The sequence below is a fragment of the Glycomyces mayteni genome, from assembly GCF_042428885.1.
In the GTDB taxonomy this organism is placed as follows: domain Bacteria; phylum Actinomycetota; class Actinomycetes; order Mycobacteriales; family Micromonosporaceae; genus Glycomyces; species Glycomyces mayteni.
The window spans coordinates 598,624-622,173 of sequence record NZ_JBHMBP010000002.1 but is presented as its reverse complement, the minus strand read 5'-3'; the positions used below and the strand labels follow the sequence as shown (position 1 = coordinate 622,173).

Sequence of the window (23,550 nt, the reverse complement as noted above, 5' to 3'; positions counted from 1 at the left end):
CCGCGGCATTGCCGTTCGCGTTGACGCCCGGGCAATGCCCGGTGCGGTGGACTGGATCCCCGTGCGGCTCCGCGTCGTCCTCCTCTGCGCCGTCTTCGCCCTGGTCGCCTGGAACATCTCCACCACCGAACTCCCGAACCCCTCCGACCCCCTCGCCATGGGATGCGGCGAGGAGCTCGCCTTCGACTACGAGCCGAGCGGCTTCACCTTCCTCGACCAGGTAGTCCGCATCTTCAACGTCTTCCTCGCCCAGGCGGCGCCGTCCTAGCATCGGGCACGCAGGCACGGCTCGCGGGTCTGTAGTCGAGGGTGAGCCGGACGGGATAATCAACAATTCCCATCGGATAAGTTGACTATGCGCGCGGGCGGGCATAGGCTGGTGCCGCGTCGTGTTCGCCTCGTTTCAGGGAGATTCATGGACCCGTGTTGCGCCCCAGGTCATGCGGGCCGGTCGGCAGGTCGTGCGCCGGTGGCGGTCGGGCTCGCGCCGCGGCGGGCGGGCCTGGTCGGGCTGGACGGCGGGGCGTTCCTCATGGGGGCCGAGGACGGGATCGGGCATCCGAAGGACGCGGAGGGGCCGGTGCGGCGGGTCGTGTTGTCGCCGTTCCGCATCGCCGCCACCGCGGTCACCGTGGCCGAGTTCGCCGCGTTCGTGGACGCGACCGGGCACCGGACCGAGGCCGAGGAGTTCGGGTACTCGTTCGTGTTCGACGGGTTCCTCGACCCGCGCATCGCCGAAGTCTCGCCCCGCGTCCCGACCGCCCCGTGGTGGCGCTCGGTCGACGGCGCCACCTGGCGCGCGCCCGAAGGCCCCGGCTCCGACGCCGACGAGCGCCGCGACCACCCCGTCACCCACGTCTCCTGGAACGACGCGCAGGCGTACTGCGCCTGGTCGGGGACGCGCCTGCCGACCGAGGCCGAGTGGGAGTACGCCGCCCGCGGCGGCCTCGAACAGGCCGTCTACCCCTGGGGCGACGAGTTCGAGCCTGACGGCCGGCACCGCGCGAACATCTGGCGCGGCGACTTCCCCAGGGAGAACACCGCAGCGGACGGGCATCTCAGTACGGCCCCCGCGAAGTCGTTCGAGCCCAACGGGTTCGGCCTGTACAACACGGTCGGGAACGTCTGGGAGTGGACCGCCGACTGGTTCGGGCGCGACCACCGCCCCGGCCCCGACCCCCGCGGCCCCGAGCACGGCCAGGCCAGGGCCATGCGCGGCGGCTCCCACATGTGCCACGACTCGTACTGCAACCGGTACCGGGTCGCGGCCCGCTCCGCGAACACCCCGGACAGCTCCAGCGGCAACATCGGCTTCCGCGTCGCCGCCTGACCTCCCCGACCACAACTGAAGGAATCCCCATGCCGCACCACGCCTCCCGACGCACCGTCCTCGCCCTCGGCGGCGCGATCGCCGGGACCACGGCCCTGCCCGCCGCCGCCCGCGCTCAGGGCGCCGACCGGCCCAACATCCTGTGGCTCGTCGCCGAGGACCACAACCCGTTCCTCGGCGCGTACGGCGACGACCAGGCGCAGACGCCCGCGTTGGACGCACTCGCTGAACGCGGCGTCCTGTACGCCAACGCCTTCTCCACCTACCCGGTGTGCGCCCCGACCCGCTTCTCCATCATCACCGGCAAGGCCCCCGAGTCCTGCGGCCCCGCGCACCACATGCGCGCCTCAGGCCTGCGCCCCGACTGGCTCGTGGGCTTCCCGCAGTACCTGCGCGAGGCCGGGTACTACACCTCGAACAACAACAAGACCGACTACAACACCGACATCGACCTGGCCGCGACCTGGGACGCCAACGGCGCCGACGCCTCCTGGACAGGCCGGGCCCCCGGCCAGCCGTTCTTCGCGGTCTTCAACCACATGACGACCCACGAGTCGTCGCTGTGGTCGAGCGAGCCCACCGGCGTCCACGACCCCGCCGACGCCGAGCTCCCCGAGTACACCCCCGACACCGAGGCCACCCGCGCCGACCGGGCCCACTACTACGACAACATCACCCGCGTCGACGCGCAGGTCGCCGAGCGCCTCGCCGAGCTCGAAGCCGCCGGGCTCGCGGAGGACACCGTCGTCTTCTACTACTCCGACAACGGCGGCGTCCTCCCCCGCTCCAAGCGCTACGCCTACGACTCGGGCCTGCGCACCGCCCTGATCGCCGTCTTCCCCGACAAGTGGGCGCACCTCGCGCCCGCCGAGCCGGGCGCGGTGGTCAGCGATCCGGTGACGACGCTCGACTACGCGCCCACCGTCCTGGAGATCGCCGGGCTCGACGTCCCCGGCCACCTCGACGGGACCTCGCTGCTGGAGTCGCGCCGCCGCCCCGAGTACGCCTTCGGGTCCCGCAACCGCATGGACGAGCGGTACGACTTCGTGCGCACCGTCAGGGACGGGCGCTACCGCTACATCCGCAACTACGCGCCGCACCGGATCTACAACCAGCACGTCGGCTACCTCTTCCAGCAGCTCGGCGTCCTCGACTGGGAGCAGGCGCACCTCGACGGCGCGCTGGAGGAGGTCCAGGAGCGCTGGTGGGGCCCCAAGCCCGCCGAGGAGCTGTACGACCTCGACGCCGACCCCGACGAGGTCGCGAACCTCATCGACGAGCCGCACCTGCGCCGCGTCCGCCGCCGCCTCGCCGCGGCCCTCGACGAGCACCTGATCGCCGTGCACGACAACGGGTTCATCCCCGAGGGCGCCGCCGCCGAGGGGTACGACCGGTCGCGGGCCCGCGGGGCGTTCCCGATCGCGCGGGTCAAGGCGCTCGCCGACCTCGCGATCCAGCGCAAGCGGTCGAACACGGCGAAGTTCACGCGCGCGCTGCGCGACGGCAACGAGGTCGTCCGCTACTGGGGCGCGCAGGGGCTGCTCATCCTCGCCGCGGCGGACCTCTTGCGCCACAAGGACGCCGAGGACGATCTGGCGGCCGTCCTGGACGACGCCGACGAGATCCCGCAGGTCCGCATCGCCGCGGCCGAGACCCTCGCGCGGCTGGGGCGCGGCGGCGCGGCCGTGGCGTACCTGGTCGGCGTCCTCGGCGACGCCGCGGCGCCGAACCCGGTCCGGCTCCAGGCCGTCGAGGCCCTCACATACAGCCCGGCCGAGGACGCCGCTGCGGCGCTCGACGTGCTCGACGCCGTCTCGGCCGCCGCCACCGGCACCGACCTCGGCAAGGCCGTCAACTACCTCCGCTTCGTCCTCCGCGGCCAGTACGCGCCCACGCCGGAGGTCCAAGCCGCGATCCTCGGCCTCGCCTGACCGCGGCGGCCGCCCCTACGCCCCGGCGGGCCCGGGGGCGGCGGCTTCGCGGACGAGCCGCCGCGCCAGGTCCGCGGTGTCGGGCAGCGTGTCGAACGGGAGCGGCCTGGTGGCGAGGACGCCTTCGTGGAGGACGAGCAGCCGCGTCGCCAGCGCCTCGGGCCCGGCGCATCCGGCCGCGGCGGCGAGGTCGCGGAACAGGTCGAGGAGCCAGCGCTTCTGGTCGGCGGCGACGCGGTGGGCGGGGTGCGCGGGGTCGGGGAGTTCGGCGAGGGCGTTGATGAAGGCGCAGCCGCGGGGGCTGGTCGCGGTCCAGTCGCGCAGGGCCTCGAACGGGGCGGTGACCGCCGCGGCGGGGTCGCCGCTCCGGTCGACGGCCGCTTGGACGAGGTCGCGCCAGCGCCGGTCGCGCTCGGCGAGGTAGGCGGCCACGAGCCGGGCTTTCGACCCGAACTGGTTGTAGAGGGTGCGTTTGGTGGTGCCGGAGCGCTCGGCGACGAGGTCCACGCCGACCGCGGTGATCCCCCGCTCGTAGAACAGCTCCTCGGCGGCGGCGAGGATGCGGGCGCGGGCCGGGCTCGGGGCCTGGGCGACTGGCATTCGACACGTCCTTCACCGATCGGTGTACCATGGCGGGTTCACCGATCAGTATACCGAGGGGGCGGACATGGCGGAACCGACGATGCGGGCCGTGCGGATCACGGGGCACGGAGGGCCGGAGGTCCTCGAAGCGGCGACGGTGCCGGTCCCGGAGCCTCAGCCGGGAGAGGTCCTGGTGCGGGTGGGCGCCGTGGCGCTGAACAACACCGACCTGTGGACCCGCGAGGGCTCCTACGGCCTGCCGGGCGATCCAGGCGCGCTGTCGGGCTGGCGCGGGCCGGTCGAGTTCCCGCGGGTCCAGGGCGCGGACGTCGCGGGCCGGGTCGCGGCGGTCGGCCCCGGCGTCGCGGCCGACCTCGTCGGCCGCCGGGTCGTGGTCGATCCGGCACTCTACGACGGCGACGGTCCCGACGCGAATCCCGTGGGGCTCATGGGGAGCGAACGCGACGGCGGGTACGCCGAGTACGTCACCGCTCCGGCGGCCCGCGTCCACGACATGACCTCGTCCCCGCTCTCGGACGACCAGCTCGCCGCGCTCCCGACCGCGTACGGGACCGCGCTGGGCATGATCGAGCGGGCGCGCCTCGCGCCGGGTGAGACCGTCCTGGTCTCGGGGGCGTCCGGCGGGGTCGGCCTCGCGCTCGTCCAGATCGCCCGCGCCCGCGGCGCGAGGGTGCTCGCGATCAGCAGCGGCGCCAAGCTCGACGCCGTCCGCGACGCGGGCGCGCACGCCGTCATCGACCGCGCCGGGGACCTCCCCGACCAGGTCCGCGCCGCCGCGCCCGACGGCGTGGACGTCGTCCTCGACGTCGTCGCCGGGGACCTCGTGCGCACCCTCCTCCCGCTGGTGCGCGAAGGCGGCCGCTGGGCCGTGGCGGGCGCCCTGGGCGGCTACGACATCGCCTTCGACGTGCGCCGCCTCTACCTCCACAACATCGGCCTCATCGGCTCGTCCATGCACACCCCCGCCCACTTCCGGCACCTCATGGACATGGCCGAGACCGGCGCCCTCACCCCGGTCATCGCCGCCGCCTACCCCCTCGACCAGGCCGCGGAAGCCCAAGAGGCCCTCGCCGAGCGAACCCACGTCGGCAAGATCGTCCTCCACCCCTGAGCGGCCGGAGGGCGGTCGCGGGGTCCCTTCGGCCCTAGAGGAAGTCGAGTCCTGGGGCGTCGGTGAGGTCTCGGGCGACGGACCAGAGGGATGCGGCGTAGTCGGGGCCGCGGCGAGCGGATCGGGGGAGGGGGATGCGCTTGGTGGGGCCGGTGAGCATGTGCTGGGGGCCGTAGTAGGCGCCTTGGGCCGCGGCGGGGTCGGCGGCGGCAAAGAGGAGGGGTTCGGCGCCTTGGACCACGTCCTGGGAGGGCAGGAAGGTCCGGTCGGACGGCTGCTTGGCGTTCTCGGGGCCGCGGGCGAGGTTGAGGCCGGCGGTCTGGAGGTTGGTGCGGGTGTAGCCGGGGTGGGCGATGGCGCTGAGCAGGGGCCAGCCGCGGGCCTCGCTGAGGCGGGCGAGGTGGACGCCCATGAGCATGTTCCCGAGCTTGGACTGCCCGTACGCGCCGAACGGCCGGTAGGAGGCCCGCGATTGCAGGTCGGCGAAGTGGATCTCGGCGCGGTGGGCGACGCCGCTGGTCATGGTGGCGACGCGCGCGGCGCCGGATTCGAGCAGGCGCGGCAGGAGCAGGTTGGTGAGCAGGAACGGCCCGAGGAAGTTGGTGCCGAACTGGAGCTCGAAGCCGTCGGCGGTCTCCAGGCGCTTGGGCGGGCGCATGACGCCCGCGTTGTTGACGAGGGTGTGGACGGGCCGGCCGTCGGCCAGCAGGTCCTCCGCGAAGCGCCGGACGCTCGCGAGGTCGGCGAGGTCGAGGCGGCGCACGTCGAGGTCGGCGTCCGGGACGGCCGCACCGATCTCGGCGCGGGCGGCCTCTCCCCGCTCGGGCGAGCGCACGGCCATGACGACGGTCGCGCCCGCGGCGGCGAGCCGCTTGACGGCCTCCTTGCCGGTGCCGCTGTTCGCGCCGGTGACGACGACGCGCCTGCCGGTCTGGTCAGGAACCTGGTACATGACTGCTCCCTGCACTAGATTAAGAGCCCGGTGGTCTATTAAGCCGAATATAACAGACCGCCGGGCTATTAACCAGGAGTCGCCGTGAACCACGAATTCCGCCGCGCCCGCACCGAGGAGCAGCGCGCCGAGCGCCGCGCCGCCATCCTCACGGCCGCCCGCGGCCTGCTGTACGACGTGCGCGTCGCCGACCTCACCCTCACCGAGCTGGCGCGGCGCTCGGGGCTCGCGAAGTCGAACGTGCTGCGCTACTTCGAGTCCCGGGAGGCCGTGCTCCTGGAGGTCTACAACCTCGACTTCGTCGACTGGCTCGACGAGCTGGAGCGCGAACTGCCCGCGACGGACCCCGACGTCGAATCCGTCGCCGCGGTCCTCGCCGAGTCCGCCGTGCGCCGCGCGCGCATGTGCGAGCTGGCAGCGAACTCCCCCAGCGTCCTCGAACGGAACCTCTCCGGGGACGTCGCGGCCGCCTACAAGCTCGCGTTCGTCGCCAACGCCCACCGGTTCGGCCGCATCGTCGGCGAGCGCCTCGGCGGCTACAGCGACACCGCCTCGATGGCGTTGGCCGCCATGGTCATCCTCGGCGTCGGCGGCATCTGGGCGGGCACGCAGCCCTCCCCCGGCATGGCCGCCGCCTACGCCGCCCACCCCGAACTCGCCGTCATGAGCCACGACACCGAGCGCTCCCTCCGCGAATACATCGCCACGGTCCTCACCGGCCTCGCCCACCGCGAACCCCAATCGGTCCTCCGGCACGAGGGGACCGAGGCCTGAGCGATCGGTGCCGAACCCGTGCACAATCCGTGCAGGCCCGCGGCATGCTCACCGCACCGACGGAAACTCACCACCAGGAGTGCGATGTGAACATGCTCAAGCGCCTTCGCGGGGCGGCCCTCGCCGCCGCGCTCGTCGTCGCAGCGGTCCTGACCGCGGCGCCCGCACAGGCGATCCCCTCAAGCTGGAGCGGCCCCAACGGCCACTGCGCCTACGCCGCACCGGACCCGGCGCCCGAATGGTGCTCGGGCACCTCCGCCGCGCAGGGCGACGCGGCGACGGCCGCCGCCTACTCCACGCGCGTCGAACACCAGGACACGGACTTCTGCCCGTGCACGCTGCCCGACGCCTGGGACGGCACCTACTTCGAACACGACGCCAACGCGTGGGCCGTCAAGATCACCCTGTACGCCCCGAGCGGACAGATCGCCGGCAAGATCGAGTTCCACCCGCAGGGCGAGTACGTGTACGTCTACGACACCCTGTCCGACGGCGTGTCCCTCTTCGCGACCATCAACGGCGAGAAGCACCTCCCCAAGGGCGGCACCCCCTACGACCTGGCCTTCGACGAGGGCGCGAACGTCATGGTGTCGATCCACACCTCGAACGGCGTCTTCGAGTCGGGGCTCGGGAACGCTTGACCGCCCCGGCCGGAGGAAATTCGGATAGCATTCGTACCGAACGAACGGCACCCCCTGGCGGGGTGCCGTTTCTCGTTCCGTTCGAGGAGAAGGGAAGCGGTCGTGGGGATTGTCGCGGTGACCGGGGCTACCGGGCAGTTGGGGGCGCGGGTGGCGGAGCTGCTGGCCGGGCGCGGGGTGGCGCAGCGGCTGGTGGTGCGGGACGCCTCAAGGGCGCCGGTGCTGGCGGGGGCGGAGGTCGCCGTCGCGTCGTACGAGGACGAGGGGGCGCTGCGGGAGGCGCTGGCGGGGGCGGACACGCTGTTCATGGTGTCCGCGCACGAGAGCGAGGACCGGATGCCCGAGCACCGCAGCGCGGTGCGGGCCGCGGTGGCCGCGGGGGTCGAGCGGGTCGTGTACACCTCGTTCATGGGCGCGTCGCCGCACGCGACGTTCACGTTCGCGCGGGAGCACTCGCTGACCGAGCAGCTCATCGTCGAGTCGGGGCTGCGGCTCACGGCCCTGCGCAACGCGCTGTACGCCGACATGCTGCCGCTGTTCGTCCAGGACGGCGAGATCCGCGGGCCCGCCGGGAAGGGCCGGGTCGCGTGGGTCGCCCGCCACGACGTGGCGCGGCTCGCCGCGCAGGTGCTCGTGGACCCGGCGCACGCCGACCGGGTCTACGACGTGTCGGGGCCCGAGCCGCTGAGCATGGACGAGTCGGCGCGCGTCCTCGGCGGGGTCCTCGGGAGCGAGATCCGGTACGTCGCCGAGACCGACGAGGAGGCGCGCGCCTCGCGGGCCGGGGCCGAGGAGTGGCAGATCGACGGGTGGGCCGGGTCCTACAAGGCCGTCGCCACCGGCGAGACCTCGGTGACCAGCCACACGATCGAGCACGTGACGGGGCAGCGGCCCTGGACGCTGGAGGAGTTCCTGCTCAACGAGCCCGGCTCGTGGACGCATCTGCGCGACTGAACGTCAGTGCGCCGCAAGGTGGCAGCGGAAGACCATGCCCATGCGGACCGTGCCGTCGGCCCGGGTGAGCGGCGCGAACAGCGTGCGCAGCGCCGCATCGACTGCGGCCCTTCCGGAGTGGCGGACCGCCGCCGTCACCGGGCCCGCCGGGAGCTGGGCCGCGACGGCCGCGTCGACCGAGGCGTAGTCCACGTCGAACGCGATGTCGAAGGTCGTCGCCGTGGCGAATCCGGCGCGGCGCAGGGCCTCGCCCGCGGCGGCGGGGTCGGTGAGGTCGAACGCCTCGGCGTCGGGGACCTCGGCGGGCGCGGCGAGCGGGTTGACGAGCGCCGCGCTCCGGGCCTGGTCGGGGCCCGCGCCGACCGTAAGGACGGCCCGGTCGGCGCTCACGCGCGCGATCTCGGCGAGCGCGCGGTGCGGGTCGGCGGCGTAGTGGACGGCGTTGAACGCGGTGACGGTGTCGAACGCGTCGTCGCGGAACGGGATGCGGCCGAGGTCGCCGACGACGTAGCGGGGCCCGGGGCGGTGGGCGCGGGCGTAGGCGATCAGGCCGGGCGCGGCGTCGAGGCCCATGACCTTCGCCCCGGTGCGGGCGGCGAGGTCGGCGAACAGGCCCGCGCCGCACCCGGCGTCGAGGAGCCGGGTGCCCGAGTGCGGTTGCAGCCGTAGCAGGATGCGCTCGTAGAGGGGCAGGATGCGGCCTTCGGCGGTCTCGGCCCAGGACTGCGGGTCGCTGCTCCACAGCTCCCCTTGGACCGCGGCGTTCGAGGCGGCGGCGGACGGCTTGGTGTCGGACATGGCTCGACCGTACGGCCGCGGACCGGTCCCGGTCTTGAACGAACCGGGCATGGATACTCAGACGCGTGAGCGACGTTGCTGTGAACACCGCTGCCGTGGCGAGCACTGCCGGCGGGCAGAGCCACGTCGAGCGCGCGCCCGGCGCGGCCCTGCGCGGGCTCGTGGCCTCGGCGTGGGTGCAGCGGGTCGAGGCCGGTGCGGCGCCGTACGTCCACCGCCGCCTCCCCAACGGCGCCGTCGAACTCACCTGCACGATCGGGGCCGCCCCGCGGCTGGTCGGGCCGCTCACCGCGCCGCTGACGGAGACGATCGCGCCCGGGGCGACCGTGGTCGGCGTCCGGTTCGCGCCCGGCGCCTTCCCCGCGGTCGCGGGGGTCCCGGCCTCGGAGCTGACCGGGCTCGACGTTGCGGCCGAAGCGGTCTGGGGCCGCGCGGCGGCCGAACTCGGGGAGGCGGTCGCGGAGGCGGCGACGCCCCAAGCGGCGCTGTCCCTTCTGGAGCACCACGTGGCCGAGCGCGCCCGGGACGGCGGGGAGCCCGATCCGCTGGTTTCGGCGGCCGTGCGGGGCCTGATGCCATGGCGCGCAGGCGATGTCGCCTCGATCCGGGCGTCGCTGCACATCTCGGAGACGCAGTTGCGCCGCCGCTGCCTGAGCGCCGTGGGGCTCGCGCCGAAGGCGCTGCACCGGATGCTCCGGTTCCAGGGGTTCCTGGCCCTCGTGCAGGAGTCGATCGCGCGGCACCGCGCGCCCACCGAGACCCTCGCGCACCTGGCGACGCGGGTCGGGTACGCCGATCAGGCGCACCTGTCGCGCGAGTGCGTCCGGCTCACCGGCGTGCCGCCGCGGGTCTTCCTGGCGCAGACCCGCATGACCTGCACCGAAGGACACGACCACTCGGCCTCGTTCGCGCCGCTGCTCAGCGCCGAGCCCGTCACGTCGCGGGGCCCGCGGCCTTGAGGTGCCGGTCGAGGTAGCGGCCGGTGAGGCTGTCCGGCTCCCGCGTCAGGTCCTCGGGCGTGCCGGTGGCGACCACGGTCCCGCCCCGCGAACCGCCGCCCGGGCCCATGTCGATCACGTAGTCGGCGTTGGCGATCAGGTCCAGATCGTGCTCGATGACGAGCACGGTCGCGCCGTGCCCGGTGAGCCGGTCGAGGACGCCCAGGAGCGTGCGCACGTCGAGCGGGTGCAGGCCCACCGAGGGCTCGTCGAACACGAACAGGGCGTCGGTCTGGTCGCGGCCGAGCTCGGAGGCGAGCTTGAGGCGCTGGGCCTCGCCGCCGGAGAGCGCGGGCGTGGCCTCGCCGAGGGTCAGGTACCCCAGGCCGAGGTCGGCGAGGGTCCGCAGGCGCGCGCCCACCTTCTTCAAACCCTGGACGCGGCCGAGCGCCTGCGTCGCGGTGAGGGTGAGCAGGTCGGGGAGGGCGAGGCCGTCGCGCTCGTAGCGGCGGGCCGCGGGCGCGTAGCGGCAGCCCTTGCAGTCGGGGCAGGCGATGTCCACGTCGGGGAGGAACTGCACGTCGAGCGAGATCTCCCCGGTCCCTTCGCATCTGGGGCAGCGCAGCGAACCGGTGTTGAAGGAGAAGTCCCCCGCGGTGAGCCCGTCGGCCTTCGCGTCCGGGGTGGCGGCCCAGGCGCGGCGCAGGTCGTCGAGGATGCCGGTGTACGTGGCGACGGTGGAGCGGACGTTCGCGCCGATGGGTGAGGAGTCCACGGTGTGGACGCGGCGGACCGGTCCGGGGCCGACGTCGGCGACGTGCGCCGGGAGCGGCGCTTCCGCAAGGCGCGCTTGCAGCGCCGGGATGAGGCTTTCGAGGACCATCGTGGTCTTGCCCGAGCCGGAGACGCCGGTGACCGCCGTCAGGCGTCCGGCCGGAACGTCGAGGCCGAGGGCGTGGACGGTGTGGATCGGCCTGGTGGACAGCGTGATCCGGCCCAGGGCGAACACGTCGTCGGCGCGGGCGCGGACCACGGAGGGCTCACGTCCGGCGAGGAACGGCCCGATGAGCGAGCGCCCGTTCGCGGCGAGCGCGGCGGCGTCGCCGGTCGCGAGCACCTGGCCCCCTTGCGATCCCGAGCCGGGGCCGATCTCGATGAACCAGTCGGCCTCGCGGAGCACCTGCACGTCGTGGTCGACCATGACCACGGAGTTCCCGTCGGCGAGCAGGTCGCGCATGACGGTGATGAGGCCGTCGACGTTGGAGGGGTGGAGGCCGATGGACGGCTCGTCGAGGACGTAGAGCACGCCCGTGGTCTCGTTCCGCACGGCCCGGGTGAGCTGCACGCGCTGCCGCTCCCCCGTCGAGAGCGTCGATCCCGCGCGGTCGAGCGAGAGGTAGTCGAGGCCGAGCCCGATGAGGCGCTTGCCGATCTCCAGGAACTGCGCGGTGATCGTCTCGCCCATCCGGGCCATGTCGGCGGGGAGCGCGGCGACCACTTCGGGGACCCAGACGACGAGTTCGCCGAGGGTCGTCGCGGTGGCCTCGGCGAGGTCGCGACCGTCCACGGTGGTGGAGCGCGCCCGCTCGTTGAGCCTGGTGCCGCCGCACACGGGGCAGGTCTGGACGGAGATGAAGCGGTTGACGCGGGCGAGGCCCTTCTCGCTGGCGGCGTTCCTGACCGCCTCCTCGACCGCGCGGCGGGCGTTGCGGTAGGTGAAGTTCAGGTCGAACAGCTTGCCGCTCTTGGAGGGCACGCGGATCTGCCGCTTGACCTCGGGGCCGCGCATGACCGTCTCGCGCTCCTTCGCGGTCAGGTCGGCGTACGGCACGTCGGTGCGCACGCCCAGCTCGGCGGCGACCGCGGGCATGACGGTGAGCCCGAACATGGACCACGGCGCGACCGCGCCGTCCTCGATGGACTTGGACGGGTCCGGGACGAGCGTGGCCTCGTCGACCTCCCGGACCACGCCCGTGCCCTCGCAGCGCGGGCACGCGCCGTCGGAGTTGAACGCGAACGACTCCGCGCCCGGCGGCGTGAACACCGCGCCGCACACCGGGCACGTCAGGTCCGCGCCGGTCGCCACGTCGATCGTCGGCTCCTGCCGGTGGCCGTTGGGGCACAGGTGCGCGCCGAGCCGGGAGTACATGAGCCGCAGGTAGTTCAGCAGTTCGGTGGAGGTCCCGAAGGTGCTGCGCACCGAGGGCGGGCCGGGGCGCTGGCGCAGGGCCAGCGCGGCCGGGACGTGCTCGACGGAGTCGACCTCGGCGCGCGGGGCCTGGGCGAGGCGGCGGCGCGTGTAGGTCGAGAGGGCCTCCAGGTAGCGGCGGGAGCCTTCGGCGTAGAGGACGCCGAGCGCGAGGGAGGACTTCCCGGACCCGGAGACGCCCGCTACGGCGACGAGCCTGCGCAGCGGCACTTCGACGTCGATGCCCTTGAGGTTGTGGACCCTCGCCCCGCGCACCGCGATGCGCACCGGTGCGCCGTCCCCGTCTCGTCCCATGTCGGTCCCTTCCGCCTAGGCCATCTTCGCCGCATCGCGCCCGCAGGGGGCGGTTTTCGCCGGGCGCGCCTGGATTCGTCGGGTCTGGCGGCTAAATCGCTTGCCGCCTCCGGGCCGGGCCGGTTGAATTGCCGGTTATGGACGTGACCGGTGTGCCCGAGCAGCTCGATCTGGGACGGCCCCTGCGGCCGCCGACCGTGCTCAAGGACGACGAGCAGAACCCGGTGTGGCGGGTCGAGACCGATTCGGGCCCTTGGGTGGTGAAGGTCCTCCAGCCGTGGGGCGACTTCTGGCTGCGGATGGCCGCGCAGTCCGGCTCGCTCGAAGCCGCGGCCTGGGAGTCCGGCATGGCGATGCCCGAGCCGCACACGACGGTGCTCGGCGAGGCGGGCCTGTGGCGTCCGGTCGGCGGGGGCCGATACGCGCGGGCCGTCCGCTTCGTCGAAGGGGCGCACCCGGAGCCGCCCGCTTCGGAGGCGCTCGCGGGGTGGATCGGCGGCGCGGTCGCACGGCTGGCGCGGCTCGGCGTCCCGTCCGATCCGACCGTGGACGGCGACTACAAGTCCCACCCCCGGGAGGAGTGGGACGACTGGTTCGAGGAGGCCGAACGCCTTCGGACGCTCAGCGCGGACGAGGTCCGCCGCTTCCGGCACGCGGTGGACCGCGCGGAGGCCATGGTCGCGGCCAACCGCGACCTGTGGGAGAAGAAGCAGGTCATGCACCGCGACCTGCGGTTCCCGAACCTCCTGATCGGCGCGGACGGGCCGGTGCTCCTCGACTTCGACGCGGCCGGGGCGCAGCTGCCGTGGTGGGAGCTGGTGCAGGCGGCGTTCCAGACGGCGGGGTTCGGCGACGGCTCGCTGGTGCCCGAGCGGCGGATCGTGGCGGCCTGCGTGGCGGGGTACGCGGACGCGGGCGGGGAGGTCGGCCCGGCCGACGAGTCGGCGTTCGCGGGCATGTTCGCGGGCCGTGTGGGCGCGGCGACCTGGCAGATGTGGATGGCGTCCGGGCACCGCGGCGGGAGCCCCGAGTTCCAGGCCGGGTTCGGGCGGATGCTGCGGGAGTCGGTGGCGGCCATGGACGTCACGCTCAAATCGCTGCCGGAATGGTCGGGCTGGCTCGCCGCGTAGGGCCGCCGCGATGAATCCGCGGTGGCCGCCTCGTCTCAATCCGTGACGCCGGCGCGCGGTCGGCGGCACGACGCGGATTGGAGCGAGGATGAGCAAGGTGCTGAGCCACATGACGATGTCGCTGGACGGCTTCATCGCGCAGCCCGACGACCAGATCGGCGAGCTGTTCGAGTGGTACGGGGCCGGCGACGTGGAGGTGCCCGGCCCGAACGAGGACGTCAGGATCACCGTGGACGCCGAGAGCGCGGCGTTCCTCACGGAGGTCGTCGGGAACTGCGGGGCGCTCGTGGCGGGGCGGCGGCTGTTCGACATGACCGGCGGATGGGGCGACCGGCACCCGGTGGGGGCGCCGGTCGTGGTCGTCTCGCACGGGGTGCCCGAAGACGCCGCGCAGCGGTGGCCGAGGACCGAGTTCGTCGACGGCGTGAAAGAGGCGCTCGCGCGGGCGCGGGAGATCGCCGGGGACCGGGACGTGACGATCGCCAGCGCGAACATCACGCAGCAGGCGCTCGCGCTGGGCCTGGTGGACGAGGTGTGCGTGAGCCTGGTGCCGGTGCTGTTCGGGGAGGGCGTGCCGTACTTCGCGGCGTTCGACACCGGGCACCTACTGCTGGAGGACCCGGTGGTGGTGCAGGGGCGGCGCGCGGTGCACCTGCGGTACCCGGTGCGGCGGCCCGCGGGCGGCTGAGCTGGGGCGCTGCCGTGGCCGGGTGGCGGGCCCGGCCGTTCGGCGCGCGCATGTGACCGATCCTCGGGCTTGCCGGTCGGCCGGTCGGGGCTGCGTGGGGGACGCCATAGGATGGGCGCATGAAGATCTGGATCGCTCATGAAGCGGGGCTGCCGCACCTCGGAGTCCTCCCCGACGGCGCCGAGGTCGAGGTCTGGGACGGCGGCGAGTTCCCCTCCGACCCGGCCGACGTGAAGCTGCTGGTCGCGGGGGGCGGCGGCGTGGACGAGCGGGCGCTCAAGGCGATGACGGGGCTGGCGGCGGTGCAGATCCTGAGCGCCGGGGCCGAGAAGTGGGTCCCGATCATGCCCGCGGGGGTCGCGCTGTGCGACAACCGGGGCGCGCACACCGAGACGACGGCCGAGTGGATCCAGGCGGCGGCGCTCGCGTCGGTCCGCCGGTTCGACGCGTTCGCGCGCAACCAGTCGGAGCGGAAGTGGGCGACGGCGTTCACCGGGACGCTGACGGGCGCGACCGCGCTCATCGTGGGCGCCGGGTCGATCGGCGAGTCGGTGGCGCGGCGGTTCGCGGCGGGCGGCGTGAACGTCGTGAAGATCGCCCGCACGGCGCGGCCGGGCGTGGGGACGATCGAGGACCTGCCCGACCTGCTGCCGAAGGCCGACGTCGTGGTGATCATCGTGCCGCTGACGCCCGAGACCGAGGGCCTGGTGGACGCGGCGTTCCTGGCGCGCATGAAGGACGGCGCGCTGCTGGTCAACGCCGCGCGCGGCCGGGTCGTGGACACGGGCGCGCTGACGGCGGAGGTGGCCTCGGGCCGCCTGCGGTGCGCGCTCGACGTCACCGAGCCCGAGCCGCTCCCGGCCGACCACGAGCTGTGGGGCCTGGAGGGCGCGCTCATCACCCCGCACGTGGGCGGCGCGGTCGCCGGGTTCGTGGAGCGGGTCTATCCGCCGGTCGGCGAGCAGATCCGCCGCCTGGCGGCGGGCGAGCCGCTCGCGAACACCGTGGTGAACGGCTACTGACCTCAGGCGGTGCCGAAGCGCGCCGCCGAGCGCGCCTTGGCCTTCGCGGCCTCCTCTTCTCTGTCCCGGGGCGGCGCCGCGGTCACGAGGGAGTCCAAGAGCTCCCTGGTGGCGGCGGCGACCGCCTCGACCGCTTTGTCGAACGCCTCCTGGTTGGCCTTCGACGGCTTCGCCGACCCGCTGAGCTTGCGCACGTACTGGAGCGCCGCGGCGGCGACCTCTTCATCGGTGGCGACGGGGTCGAGGTTGAACAGGGTCTGGATGCTTCGGCACATGCCCCAAGCCTGACACGGGCCACCGACAGTCCGCAGCCGCGTCGCTGACCTGCCTCCATACCGGAAGTTTTCAATACTTCTGGTATTCAGTACTTTCGGTATGCTACGGTGGCGGGCATGAGCGACCCTGCCGGCGACCCCGCCGAACCCGCCAAGCGCCTCCCCCGCGAGGAGGTGCGCCGCCGCATCCTGGCCGCCGCGGCGGCCGAGTTCACCGCGCGCGGCTACGACGACGCGCGCCTGGACGCCATCGCGCAGGCGGCCGGGTTCACCAAGGGCGCGGTCTACTCGAACTTCGGCGGCAAGCGGGAGCTGTTCGCCGCCGTCCTCACCGAGCGCGCCGACGCCGAGCACGAGGCCGTCAGGGCCGATGTGGACGGCGTCGGGATCGGCGCGGCCGTCGAGGCCGCCGCCGCCCGCGTCGCGGTCCGCATCGCGTCGGACCCCGAGCGGGGCGCGCTCGGCCTGGAGTTCGCCGCGCGGGCGACCCGGGACGAGCGGGTCCGCGAGGTCCTCGCGCCGATGCGCCGCGCCCAGCGCGAGGCCGCGGCCGAGGCGGTGGCCGCCGTCGCCGCGCAGACCGGCGCGCCGCTCGCCGTGGACCCCGCGCTCGCGGGGACCATCCTGCACTGCTTGACCAACGGCCTGTCGATGGAGCACCTGGCCGATCCCGAGGCGATCGACGCCGCGACCGTCGAGCGCGCGCTCGCCGCGGTCATGACCCTGCTGACCGGCGACCAGGAGCGCTGAGAGGACCCTCCCCGCACCACCTCCCGCCCCGGCTCCGGCCGAAGGCGCGGCCCGACCTCACCCTTCTTCCGCTGCAAAGGAATCATCCCGTGCGCCACCACTACGTCGACTGGATCAGGAACCTGTGCATCCTGTTCCTGTTCGCCTTCCACACCGCCCGCTTCTTCAACGCCGACGCCACCGAGACCTCCTTCTACCTCAAGGGCGTGGAGAACGCGTTCTCCACGTACCTCGTCTACGCCTCCTCGTTCTGGTTCACGCCGCTGCTGTTCCTCATCTCGGGGATGTCGGCGCACTTCGTGCTCAAGCGCCGCTCCGCGGGCGCGTTCGCGAGGGAGCGGACGATGCGCCTGGCGGTGCCGTTCGTGTTCGGCTGCCTGGTGATCGTGCCGCCGCAGTCGTACTACGCGCTGCGGTTCCACGAGGGGTACGAGGGGAGCTACTGGGACTTCCTGGGGGCGTACTTCACCGACTTCTCGGACTGGGACCCGCTGACGAGCCTGTCCCCGGCGCACCTGTGGTTCATCGCGTTCCTGTTCGCCATGAGCGTGGCCGCGCTGCCGCTCCTGCGGTGGACGGTGCGGCGCGGGTACTCGCCGAAGTGGATGCGGGACCCGCGCCTGCTGTTCCTCGCCTGCGCGGGCCTGGCGCTCCTGTCGCTCCTGCCCGCGCCGGGCGGCAAGAGCCTCTTCGTGTCCGCCGGGTACTTCCTGCTCGGGTTCTTCATCGCCACCGACGACGCGATCACCGAGGGGATCGAGCGCAACCGGCACGTCTTCGGGCTCATCGCCCTCGCGGGCACAGCGGCGATCGTGGCCGAGGAGGCCACGGTCGGGCGGAAGTCCGACCTGCTGTCGGTGCTGTGGCACCACCCGGTGTACTGGGCGGTGCTCCTGGCGTTCCTCGGCTACGGCAGGCGGCACCTCAACCGCCCCAACGCGTTCATCACGTACCTGACGCGGGCGTCGTTCCCGGTCTACATCGTCCACCAGACGTACCTGGTGGCCGCCGCGTACTACGTGTTCCGGGTGAGCGACCACGGCGTGCTCCCGTACCTGGCGATCGCCCTGGGCGCGTTCGCCCTCAGCATCGCCACGTACGAGGCGAACCGCCGCTGGAACCCGGCGCGGGCCCTGTTCGGGCTCAGGAGCGCTCCGCGGCCCGCGCCGGTGGCGTCGCGCCGCTAGCCGAGCGCGGCCTCCACGCGGGCCTCGCCGGGTTCGACGAGCGCGACGTCGGCCCGGCGGCCCTCGGCGGTGATCGTGTAGTCGCCGAGGAAGCCGGTGAAGCGCAGGCGCCCTTCGGCGTCGGTGGCGAGCGTGGTCGACGGGGTGCCCCACTCCTCGTTGACCAGGTGGTGCAGGCGGTGGTAGGAGGGCTTGGGGGTGCCGTCGACGCCCACGAAGCCGCCGGGGGCGCCGAGCCACATGCCCGCGTCGTTCATGCCCCAGTAGGTGACCGCCTCGACCGAGGGGTGCGCCAGCAGCGTCCGGTAGTGGCGCTCGATCTCGTCGGCCTGGCGCGCTTCGCCTTCGGGGGTGGAGGGCCAGGAGTCGACCACGTGGTCGTTGAGGTCCTCGATGTGCGCGGGCATGATCTCGCCGGAGAGGATCGTGGTCTCGGTGAAGTGGATCGGGAGGCCGTACCGGGAGAAGCGGTCGAGGATCGCCTCGGTCTTCTCCTCGCCCCAGTAGCCCTGGTGCATGTGGCTCTGGAGGCCGAGCGCGTCGATCTGGATCCCGGCTTCGAGGACGCCCTCGACGAGGCACTCGTAGGCCGCGGTCATGTCGAAGTCGTTGAGCAGCAGGGTCGCCGTCGGGTTCGCCTTGCGGGCGGCGTCGAAGACCATGCGCACCATGGGGATGCGGCCGATGTCGCGGCACAGGCGGGTGATGCCGTTGTCGTACTTGTCGAAGATCGGCATGATGACGACCTCGTTGATGACGTCCCACATGTCGATGGCGCCCGCGAAGGCGCTCACGTCCCGCTCGATGCGCTCGACCTGGGCGCGGGCGATCTCCTCGTTGTCGAGGTCGAGGAGCCAGTCCGCGGTGACGGTGTGCCAGGCGAGCGGGTGGCCCTTGACGGGGTGGCCGCGCTCGGCGAACCAGCGGGCGGCCTTGAGGAGGCGCTCGGTGTCGGGCTTGCCGCGCACGGGTTCGTAGCGGCCCCAGTAGAACGGGAGGGTCGCGAAGTTGAAGAGCCCTTCCCACAGGTCGGCGTTGCGGGCGGCGGCGTCGGGGTCGGCGGCGGCGCCGTTCGCGTGGTCGACGAGCTCGAAGCCGGTGCACCCGAACAGGAACTTGTGACGGGTCTGTTCGAGGACGACCTCGCGGTCCGCGAGCGGCTGGCCGTCGAGGGTGAGGGTGACCGTCGCGTCGGCGGTCCGGTGCCGGTACCGTCCGGAAGTTTCTGACATCTCGCGGCTACTTTCCATGGAATTTTCGGTGCACCCGTATTCCAGCAGTCCCGCGCGCTCACGTCAAGGGCGGCGGGCGAGGTCTCGCGACAGATGCGACCGGGCGAGCCCGTGCGCGGCGAGCCGCCGGAGGTCGGCGGCGTTGTCGTACATGAGCTGCACGTGGAAGTAGTTGACGTGCTCCAGGACCGCGAACAGCGCGAATCCCAGGCCGAGGAGGGCCGGCCGGCCGGGGTCGGCGGCGGCGGACCAGCCGGTGAAGAGGACGGCGGCGGCGAGCACGGCCGGGTTGGCCCGGCGCGCGAGGGCGAAGGCCGCGGCCCCGGGCAGGGGGCCGCCCGCGTCGAGCTGGCGCAGCTTGGCCGCCCAGTACGCGGCGCCCTGCACCAGGAGCAGCGCGAACGCCGCGAACCCGGTGAGGTTCGCGGCGCTCGCGGGGAGTCCGAGGAGGCCGAACCAGACGAACGCCTGGAGCGGGAGGTTCACGAGTTCGAGTGCGGCGAGCGATCGGAGGCGCTTGCGCACGAGGAGTCGGGGAGGCACCCCGCCAACCTACCTACCAGGCGTACGCCTCGGGGGCGGCGCCGCCGGGGCCGGGGAAGTGCTCGTCGAGGGTCTTCAGGTCCTCGTCGGTGAGCTCGACGTCGAGCGCGGCGACGGCGTCTTCGAGCTGGCTCATGGTGCGGGGGCCGATGATCGGGCCGGTGACGCCGGGCTGGCGCAGGACCCAGGCGAGGCCGAGGACCGCGGGCGCGACGCCCTTGGCCGCCGCGAGGGCCTCGTACGCCTCCAGGGCCGGGCGGTGCTCCTCGATGCGGGCGGCCATGTGGGCGCTGGCGCGCCGTCCGGTCTCGGCGGCCTTGGCGAGGACGCCGCCGAGGAGCCCGCCCGCGAGCGGGGACCACGGGATGACGCCGAGGCCGTACTGCTGCGAGGCCGGGATGACCTCCAGCTCGATGTGGCGGTTGACGAGGCTGTAGATCGACTGCTCGGAGACGAGGCCGAAGCCGCCGCGCTTGGCGGCCTGCTCGTTGGCCCGCGCGATCATCCAGCCCGCGAAGTTCGAGGAGCCGGAGTAGACCACTTTGCCCTGCGCCACGAGGACTTCGACCGCCTCCCAGATCTCCTCCCAGCGGACCGAGCGGTCCACGTGGTGGAACTGGTAGAGGTCGATCCGGTCGGTCTGGAGGCGCTTGAGGGACGCCTCGACCTGCGCGCGGATGCTGTAGGCCGACAGGCCGCGGTCGTTGACGCCCTCGCTCATCGCGCCGTACACCTTGGTGGCGAGGACGACCTGGTCGCGGGCCTCGGGGCGGGCGGCGAACCAGCGGCCGATGATCTCCTCGGTCCAGCCCTTGCGGTCGCGGCCGTAGACGTTCGCGGTGTCGAAGAAGTTCACGCCGAGTTCGAGCGCGCGGTCCATGATCGCGTGCGCGTCGGCCTCCTCGGTCTCGGGGCCGAAGTTCATGGTGCCGAGGACGATGCGCGAGACCTTGACGCCCGCGCGGCCGAGCTGGGTGTATTCCATGGTTCCTCCATTGGTCAGGACCGATCCTAGACCCTCGGGAAAGCCCTTTCTGCGGTCACGCTTCGAGGAACTCCCGCACCGCCTCGTGGTAGCCGGGCGGCTCCAGGAGGAACGAGTCGTGGCCGTGCGGGGAGGCGATCTCGGTGTGCCGCACGGCGGCCCCGCGCGCGGCGAGGGCGTCGCGCAGGCGCAGCGAGTGCGCGGTGGAGAAGCGCCAGTCGGAGTCGAAGGACAGCAGGCGGAACCGGGTCGCCGTGGTCAGGGTGTCGTTGCCGCCGAACGGGTCGAAGTAGTCCATCGCGCGGGAGAGGTAGAGGTAGGAGAGGGCGTCGAAGCGCTCCAGGAACTTCTCGCCCTGGTGCTGGAGGTAGTGCTCGACCTCGAAGTCGGGGCCGAGGCGCTGCGCGGGGCCGGCGGTGCGCCGCTCGTGCCCGAACTTGGCGGTGAGGGACCGGTCGGAGACGTACGTGACGTGCGCGAGCATCCGGGCGGTCTTGAGGCCCCGCGCGGGGACCGTGCCGTGCTCGGCGTAGCGGCCGTCGTGGAAGTCCGGGTCGGCCATGATCGCGTGGCGGGCGACGCTGGAGAGTGCGATGTTCTCGGGGGTGAGGCGGGCGGTGGCGGCGACGAGCAGGGCCCGGTCGATGCGGTCGGGCTCGTCGAGGACCCATTGGAGGACCTGCATGCCGCCGAGGGAGCCGCCGACGGCGGCGTGGAGGCGGCCGACGCCGAGCCGGTCGAGCAGGCGGCGGTGGACGGCCACGAGGTCGGCGACGTGGAGGGCCGGGAAGCGCAGGCCCCAGGCGCGGCCGGTGCCGGGCTCGGTCGAGGAGGGCCCGGTGGTGCCCTTGCAGCCGCCGAGGAGGTTGGCGCACACCACGAAGAAGCGGTCGGTGTCGACGGCCTTGCCGGGGCCGACGAGGTTGTCCCACCAGCCGGTGCGGCCGGTGGCGGCGTCGCGCCCGGCGGCGTGGGCGTCCCCGGTGAGGGCGTGGGCGATGAGGACGGCGTTGCCGCCCTTGGGGTCGAGGCGGCCGTAGGTCTCGTAGGCGACCTCGACGCGGTCGAGGGCTGCGCCGCCGGTGAGGAGGAGCGGGTCCTCGGGGCCCGCGACGGCGAGCGTGCGGGTCTCGGTGGCGGCGAGATCTGTTGCGGTGGTGACGGATGGTCCTGAAGTCGTGACCCGGGACGGGAATGACGTCCCACATGCTGGATTTCGCAAGTGCTCCGGCCGATCTGTGCGTCAGACTGAAGCGGATAGTCTACTACTCCGACAGGATATGTAGCTAATCCATTGGTGGAAGGACGGCGCATGGCCGATCGCGAGTACGGGTTCCGGACGCGGGCCGTCCACGCGGGCAACATCCCCGACGCCGTCAGCGGCGCCCGCGCCCTGCCGGTCTACCAGTCCGCCTCGTTCGTCTTCGACGACACCGCCGACGCCGCGGCCCGGTTCGCGCTCCAGAAGTACGGCAACATCTACTCCCGCGTCTCCAACCCCACCGTCGCGAGCTTCGAGGAGCGCGTGGCGAGCCTGGAGGGCGGCCTCGGCGCCGTCGCCACCGCCAGCGGCCTCTCCGCCGAGTTCATCACGTTCGCGTCCCTCGCCGGGGCCGGCGACCACGTCGTCGCCAGCGCCCAGCTCTACGGCGGCACCGTCACGCAGCTCGACACCACGCTGCGGCGCTTCGGGATCGAGACGACGTTCGTCCACTCCGACGACCCGAAGGACTACGCGGCGGCGATCACCGACCGGACCAAGCTCGTGTTCGCCGAGACCGTCGCGAACCCCTCCGGGGAGATCGCCGACATCGAGGGCCTCGCGGACGCGGCGCACGCCGAGGGCGTGCCGCTCGTGATCGACTCGACCATCCCGACCCCGTACCTGAACCGGCCCTTCGAATGGGGCGCCGACATCGTGATCCACTCGGCGACGAAGTTCCTCGGCGGGCACGGGACGACGCTCGGGGGCGTCGTGGTCGAGTCGGGCCGCTTCGACTGGCGCAACCCGCGGTTCCCGCTGTTCGACGAGCCGGTCCCCCACTACGGGGGCCTGACGTGGAACGGGAACTTCGGCGAGTTCGCGTTCCTCACGCGCCTGCGCACCGAGCAGCTGCGCAACATCGGGCCGACGCTCTCGCCGCAGTCGGCGTGGCTCCTCGCGCTCGGCGTCGAGACGCTGCCGCTGCGCGTCCAGCAGCACGTCGACAACGCGCGCACGGTGGCCGAGTGGCTGGAGGGGGACCCGCGGGTCGAGTTCGTCAACTGGGCTGGCCTGCCGGGCCACCCGCACCACGAGCGGGCCGCGAAGTACCTGCCCGCCGGGCCCGGGAGCGTGTTCGGCTTCGGCGTCAGGGGCGGGCGGGACGCGGGGCGGCGGTTCATCGAATCGCTCGACCTGGCGAGCCATCTGGCGAACATCGGCGACGCGAAGACCCTCGTCATCCACCCGGCGTCCACGACCCACTCGCAGCTGAGCGAGCAGCGGCTCGCCGAGGCCGGGGTGGAGCCGGGCCTGGTGCGCATCAGCGTCGGCATCGAGGACGTGGAGGACATCGTGCACGATCTGGACCGGGCGCTCGCGAAGGCGGTGGCGTGATGGCGGACTTCGTCCAGGCGCGGCTGGCGAACGGCCTCACGTGCGCCCTGCCCGCGTCCTCGCCGCTCGCGCGGCGGCTGCGCTCGGAGCGGACCTGGCTGGGGCCGGGCGCGAAGGAGCGGCTCGGCATCCTGCGCCGGGCGCGCTCGGTCGCGGTGGTCGGCTTCTCCCCCAACCCGGCGCGCGCGAGCTACTTCGTGGGCACCTACCTGGTGCAGTCCACGGACTACACCGTCCACTTCGTCAACCCCAACGCGGCGGGGCAAACGGTGCTCGGAGTGCCGGTGCACGCCTCGCTCGCGGACCTGCCGGAGGTCCCCGACATCGTGGACGTCTTCCGCAGGCCCGACGGCATACCGGCCGTCGTGGACGAGGTCGCGCCCCTGCGCACGCCGGAGGGCGAGCCGCCGGTGCTGTGGGTGCAGCTGGGCATCTGGAACGAGGCCGCTGCCGTGGACGCCGAGGCGCGCGGGCTCACCGTGGTGATGGACCGCTGCCTGAAGATCGAGCACGCCCGCTTCCACGGCGGGCTGCACCTGCTGGGCTTCGACACCGGGCAGATCACCGCCCGGAAGTCGATCCGCTGAATCACACCGAAACGCCT

Annotated in this window: 24 protein-coding genes; 15 read left to right on the top strand and 9 right to left on the bottom strand. The window is 73.1% G+C overall.

The genetic code is table 11. From position 1 onward, the window contains the following. The first annotated feature begins 46 nt into the window (after positions 1-46). From ACFFXY_RS09570 to ACFFXY_RS09560, 3 genes are all read left to right on the top strand, one after another. On the top strand, positions 47-268 hold the full coding sequence (locus tag ACFFXY_RS09570; RefSeq protein ID WP_382348960.1) for a hypothetical protein: 222 nt from the start codon (positions 47-49) through the stop codon (positions 266-268). Between the two features lie 147 nt (positions 269-415). Continuing rightward, positions 416-1,330 (top strand): formylglycine-generating enzyme family protein, encoded by a 915-nt coding sequence (locus ACFFXY_RS09565; protein ID WP_382348957.1) that lies wholly within the window; start codon positions 416-418, stop codon positions 1,328-1,330. A gap of 29 nt (positions 1,331-1,359) precedes the next feature. Further along, the gene (locus tag ACFFXY_RS09560; protein WP_382348954.1) at positions 1,360-3,261 is read left to right on the top strand and encodes a sulfatase-like hydrolase/transferase; all 1,902 of its coding nucleotides are present in this window, start codon (positions 1,360-1,362) and stop codon (positions 3,259-3,261) included. 15 nt (positions 3,262-3,276) lie between these two features. Here the strand turns inward: ACFFXY_RS09560 and ACFFXY_RS09555 are convergent, their stop codons facing one another. Next, a complete protein-coding gene (locus ACFFXY_RS09555) occupies positions 3,277-3,861 on the bottom strand; it encodes a TetR/AcrR family transcriptional regulator (RefSeq protein WP_382348951.1) in 585 nt (194 codons plus the stop codon). 67 nt (positions 3,862-3,928) lie between these two features. On the opposite strand from ACFFXY_RS09555, the gene ACFFXY_RS09550 reads away from it, so the two are divergent. After that, positions 3,929-4,975, top strand: a complete 1,047-nt coding sequence (locus ACFFXY_RS09550) for a zinc-binding dehydrogenase (protein WP_382348949.1) — start codon at positions 3,929-3,931, stop codon at positions 4,973-4,975. A gap of 34 nt (positions 4,976-5,009) precedes the next feature. Here ACFFXY_RS09550 and ACFFXY_RS09545 read toward each other — a convergent pair whose 3' ends face one another. Continuing rightward, the gene (locus tag ACFFXY_RS09545; RefSeq protein WP_382348947.1) at positions 5,010-5,927 is read right to left on the bottom strand and encodes an SDR family oxidoreductase; all 918 of its coding nucleotides are present in this window, start codon (positions 5,925-5,927) and stop codon (positions 5,010-5,012) included. Between the two features lie 84 nt (positions 5,928-6,011). On the opposite strand from ACFFXY_RS09545, the gene ACFFXY_RS09540 reads away from it, so the two are divergent. From ACFFXY_RS09540 to ACFFXY_RS09530, 3 genes are all read left to right on the top strand, one after another. Next, positions 6,012-6,701, top strand: a complete 690-nt coding sequence (locus ACFFXY_RS09540; RefSeq protein ID WP_382348945.1) for a TetR/AcrR family transcriptional regulator — start codon at positions 6,012-6,014, stop codon at positions 6,699-6,701. Between the two features lie 86 nt (positions 6,702-6,787). Further along, positions 6,788-7,342, top strand: a complete 555-nt coding sequence (locus ACFFXY_RS09535) for a YncE family protein (protein ID WP_382348942.1) — start codon at positions 6,788-6,790, stop codon at positions 7,340-7,342. Between the two features lie 117 nt (positions 7,343-7,459). Beyond that, positions 7,460-8,296 carry an SDR family oxidoreductase gene (locus tag ACFFXY_RS09530; protein ID WP_382348939.1) on the top strand — a complete coding sequence of 279 codons (837 nt, stop codon included), beginning with the start codon at positions 7,460-7,462 and terminating at the stop codon, positions 8,294-8,296. Positions 8,297-8,299: 3 nt separating this feature from the next. Here ACFFXY_RS09530 and ACFFXY_RS09525 read toward each other — a convergent pair whose 3' ends face one another. Then, a complete protein-coding gene (locus ACFFXY_RS09525) occupies positions 8,300-9,094 on the bottom strand; it encodes a class I SAM-dependent methyltransferase (RefSeq protein ID WP_382348936.1) in 795 nt (264 codons plus the stop codon). Between the two features lie 65 nt (positions 9,095-9,159). On the opposite strand from ACFFXY_RS09525, the gene ACFFXY_RS09520 reads away from it, so the two are divergent. After that, positions 9,160-10,053: a DUF6597 domain-containing transcriptional factor gene (locus ACFFXY_RS09520; protein WP_382348933.1), complete on the top strand. Its 894-nt coding sequence runs from the start codon at positions 9,160-9,162 to the stop codon at positions 10,051-10,053. Here ACFFXY_RS09520 and ACFFXY_RS09515 read toward each other — a convergent pair. Beyond that, positions 10,028-12,535, bottom strand: a complete 2,508-nt coding sequence (locus tag ACFFXY_RS09515) for an excinuclease ABC subunit UvrA (RefSeq protein WP_382348930.1) — start codon at positions 12,533-12,535, stop codon at positions 10,028-10,030. The genes ACFFXY_RS09520 and ACFFXY_RS09515 overlap by 26 nt on opposite strands. A gap of 137 nt (positions 12,536-12,672) precedes the next feature. Between ACFFXY_RS09515 and ACFFXY_RS09510 the strand changes: the two genes are divergently transcribed. From ACFFXY_RS09510 to ACFFXY_RS09500, 3 genes are all read left to right on the top strand, one after another. Further along, the gene (locus ACFFXY_RS09510; RefSeq protein ID WP_382348927.1) at positions 12,673-13,665 is read left to right on the top strand and encodes a phosphotransferase enzyme family protein; all 993 of its coding nucleotides are present in this window, start codon (positions 12,673-12,675) and stop codon (positions 13,663-13,665) included. 88 nt (positions 13,666-13,753) lie between these two features. Next, positions 13,754-14,353: a dihydrofolate reductase family protein gene (locus ACFFXY_RS09505; RefSeq protein ID WP_382348924.1), complete on the top strand. Its 600-nt coding sequence runs from the start codon at positions 13,754-13,756 to the stop codon at positions 14,351-14,353. Positions 14,354-14,472: 119 nt separating this feature from the next. Further along, a complete protein-coding gene (locus ACFFXY_RS09500; protein WP_382348921.1) occupies positions 14,473-15,375 on the top strand; it encodes a 2-hydroxyacid dehydrogenase in 903 nt (300 codons plus the stop codon). 2 nt (positions 15,376-15,377) lie between these two features. Here ACFFXY_RS09500 and ACFFXY_RS09495 read toward each other — a convergent pair whose 3' ends face one another. Continuing rightward, positions 15,378-15,650 (bottom strand): DUF2277 domain-containing protein, encoded by a 273-nt coding sequence (locus tag ACFFXY_RS09495; RefSeq protein WP_359949396.1) that lies wholly within the window; start codon positions 15,648-15,650, stop codon positions 15,378-15,380. Positions 15,651-15,767: 117 nt separating this feature from the next. Between ACFFXY_RS09495 and ACFFXY_RS09490 the strand changes: the two genes are divergently transcribed. Further along, positions 15,768-16,400: a TetR/AcrR family transcriptional regulator gene (locus ACFFXY_RS09490; protein ID WP_382348918.1), complete on the top strand. Its 633-nt coding sequence runs from the start codon at positions 15,768-15,770 to the stop codon at positions 16,398-16,400. Positions 16,401-16,489: 89 nt separating this feature from the next. Further along, positions 16,490-17,587 (top strand): acyltransferase family protein, encoded by a 1,098-nt coding sequence (locus ACFFXY_RS09485; RefSeq protein WP_382348915.1) that lies wholly within the window; start codon positions 16,490-16,492, stop codon positions 17,585-17,587. Here the strand turns inward: ACFFXY_RS09485 and ACFFXY_RS09480 are convergent. The 4 genes from ACFFXY_RS09480 to metX form a co-directional block, all read right to left on the bottom strand. After that, on the bottom strand, positions 17,584-18,819 hold the full coding sequence (locus ACFFXY_RS09480) for an endo-1,4-beta-xylanase (protein ID WP_382348912.1): 1,236 nt from the start codon (positions 18,817-18,819) through the stop codon (positions 17,584-17,586). The two genes, ACFFXY_RS09485 and ACFFXY_RS09480, sit on opposite strands and share 4 nt — an antisense overlap. Positions 18,820-18,882: 63 nt before the next feature. Continuing rightward, complete coding sequence (locus ACFFXY_RS09475) at positions 18,883-19,362, bottom strand: hypothetical protein (protein ID WP_382348909.1); 480 nt, start codon at positions 19,360-19,362, stop codon at positions 18,883-18,885. 13 nt (positions 19,363-19,375) lie between these two features. Further along, entirely contained in the window at positions 19,376-20,347 is a 972-nt protein-coding gene (locus ACFFXY_RS09470; RefSeq protein WP_382348906.1) for an aldo/keto reductase, read from the bottom strand. Between the two features lie 55 nt (positions 20,348-20,402). After that, on the bottom strand, positions 20,403-21,569 hold the full coding sequence (metX, locus tag ACFFXY_RS09465; RefSeq protein WP_382348903.1) for a homoserine O-acetyltransferase MetX: 1,167 nt from the start codon (positions 21,567-21,569) through the stop codon (positions 20,403-20,405). A 90-nt stretch (positions 21,570-21,659) separates the two neighbouring features. Between metX and ACFFXY_RS09460 the strand changes: the two genes are divergently transcribed. Beyond that, on the top strand, positions 21,660-22,946 hold the full coding sequence (locus ACFFXY_RS09460) for an O-acetylhomoserine aminocarboxypropyltransferase/cysteine synthase family protein (RefSeq protein WP_382348900.1): 1,287 nt from the start codon (positions 21,660-21,662) through the stop codon (positions 22,944-22,946). Further along, on the top strand, positions 22,946-23,533 hold the full coding sequence (locus ACFFXY_RS09455; protein ID WP_382348897.1) for a CoA-binding protein: 588 nt from the start codon (positions 22,946-22,948) through the stop codon (positions 23,531-23,533). The genes ACFFXY_RS09460 and ACFFXY_RS09455 overlap by 1 nt, the downstream gene beginning before the upstream one ends. Positions 23,534-23,550: the final 17 nt, after the last annotated feature.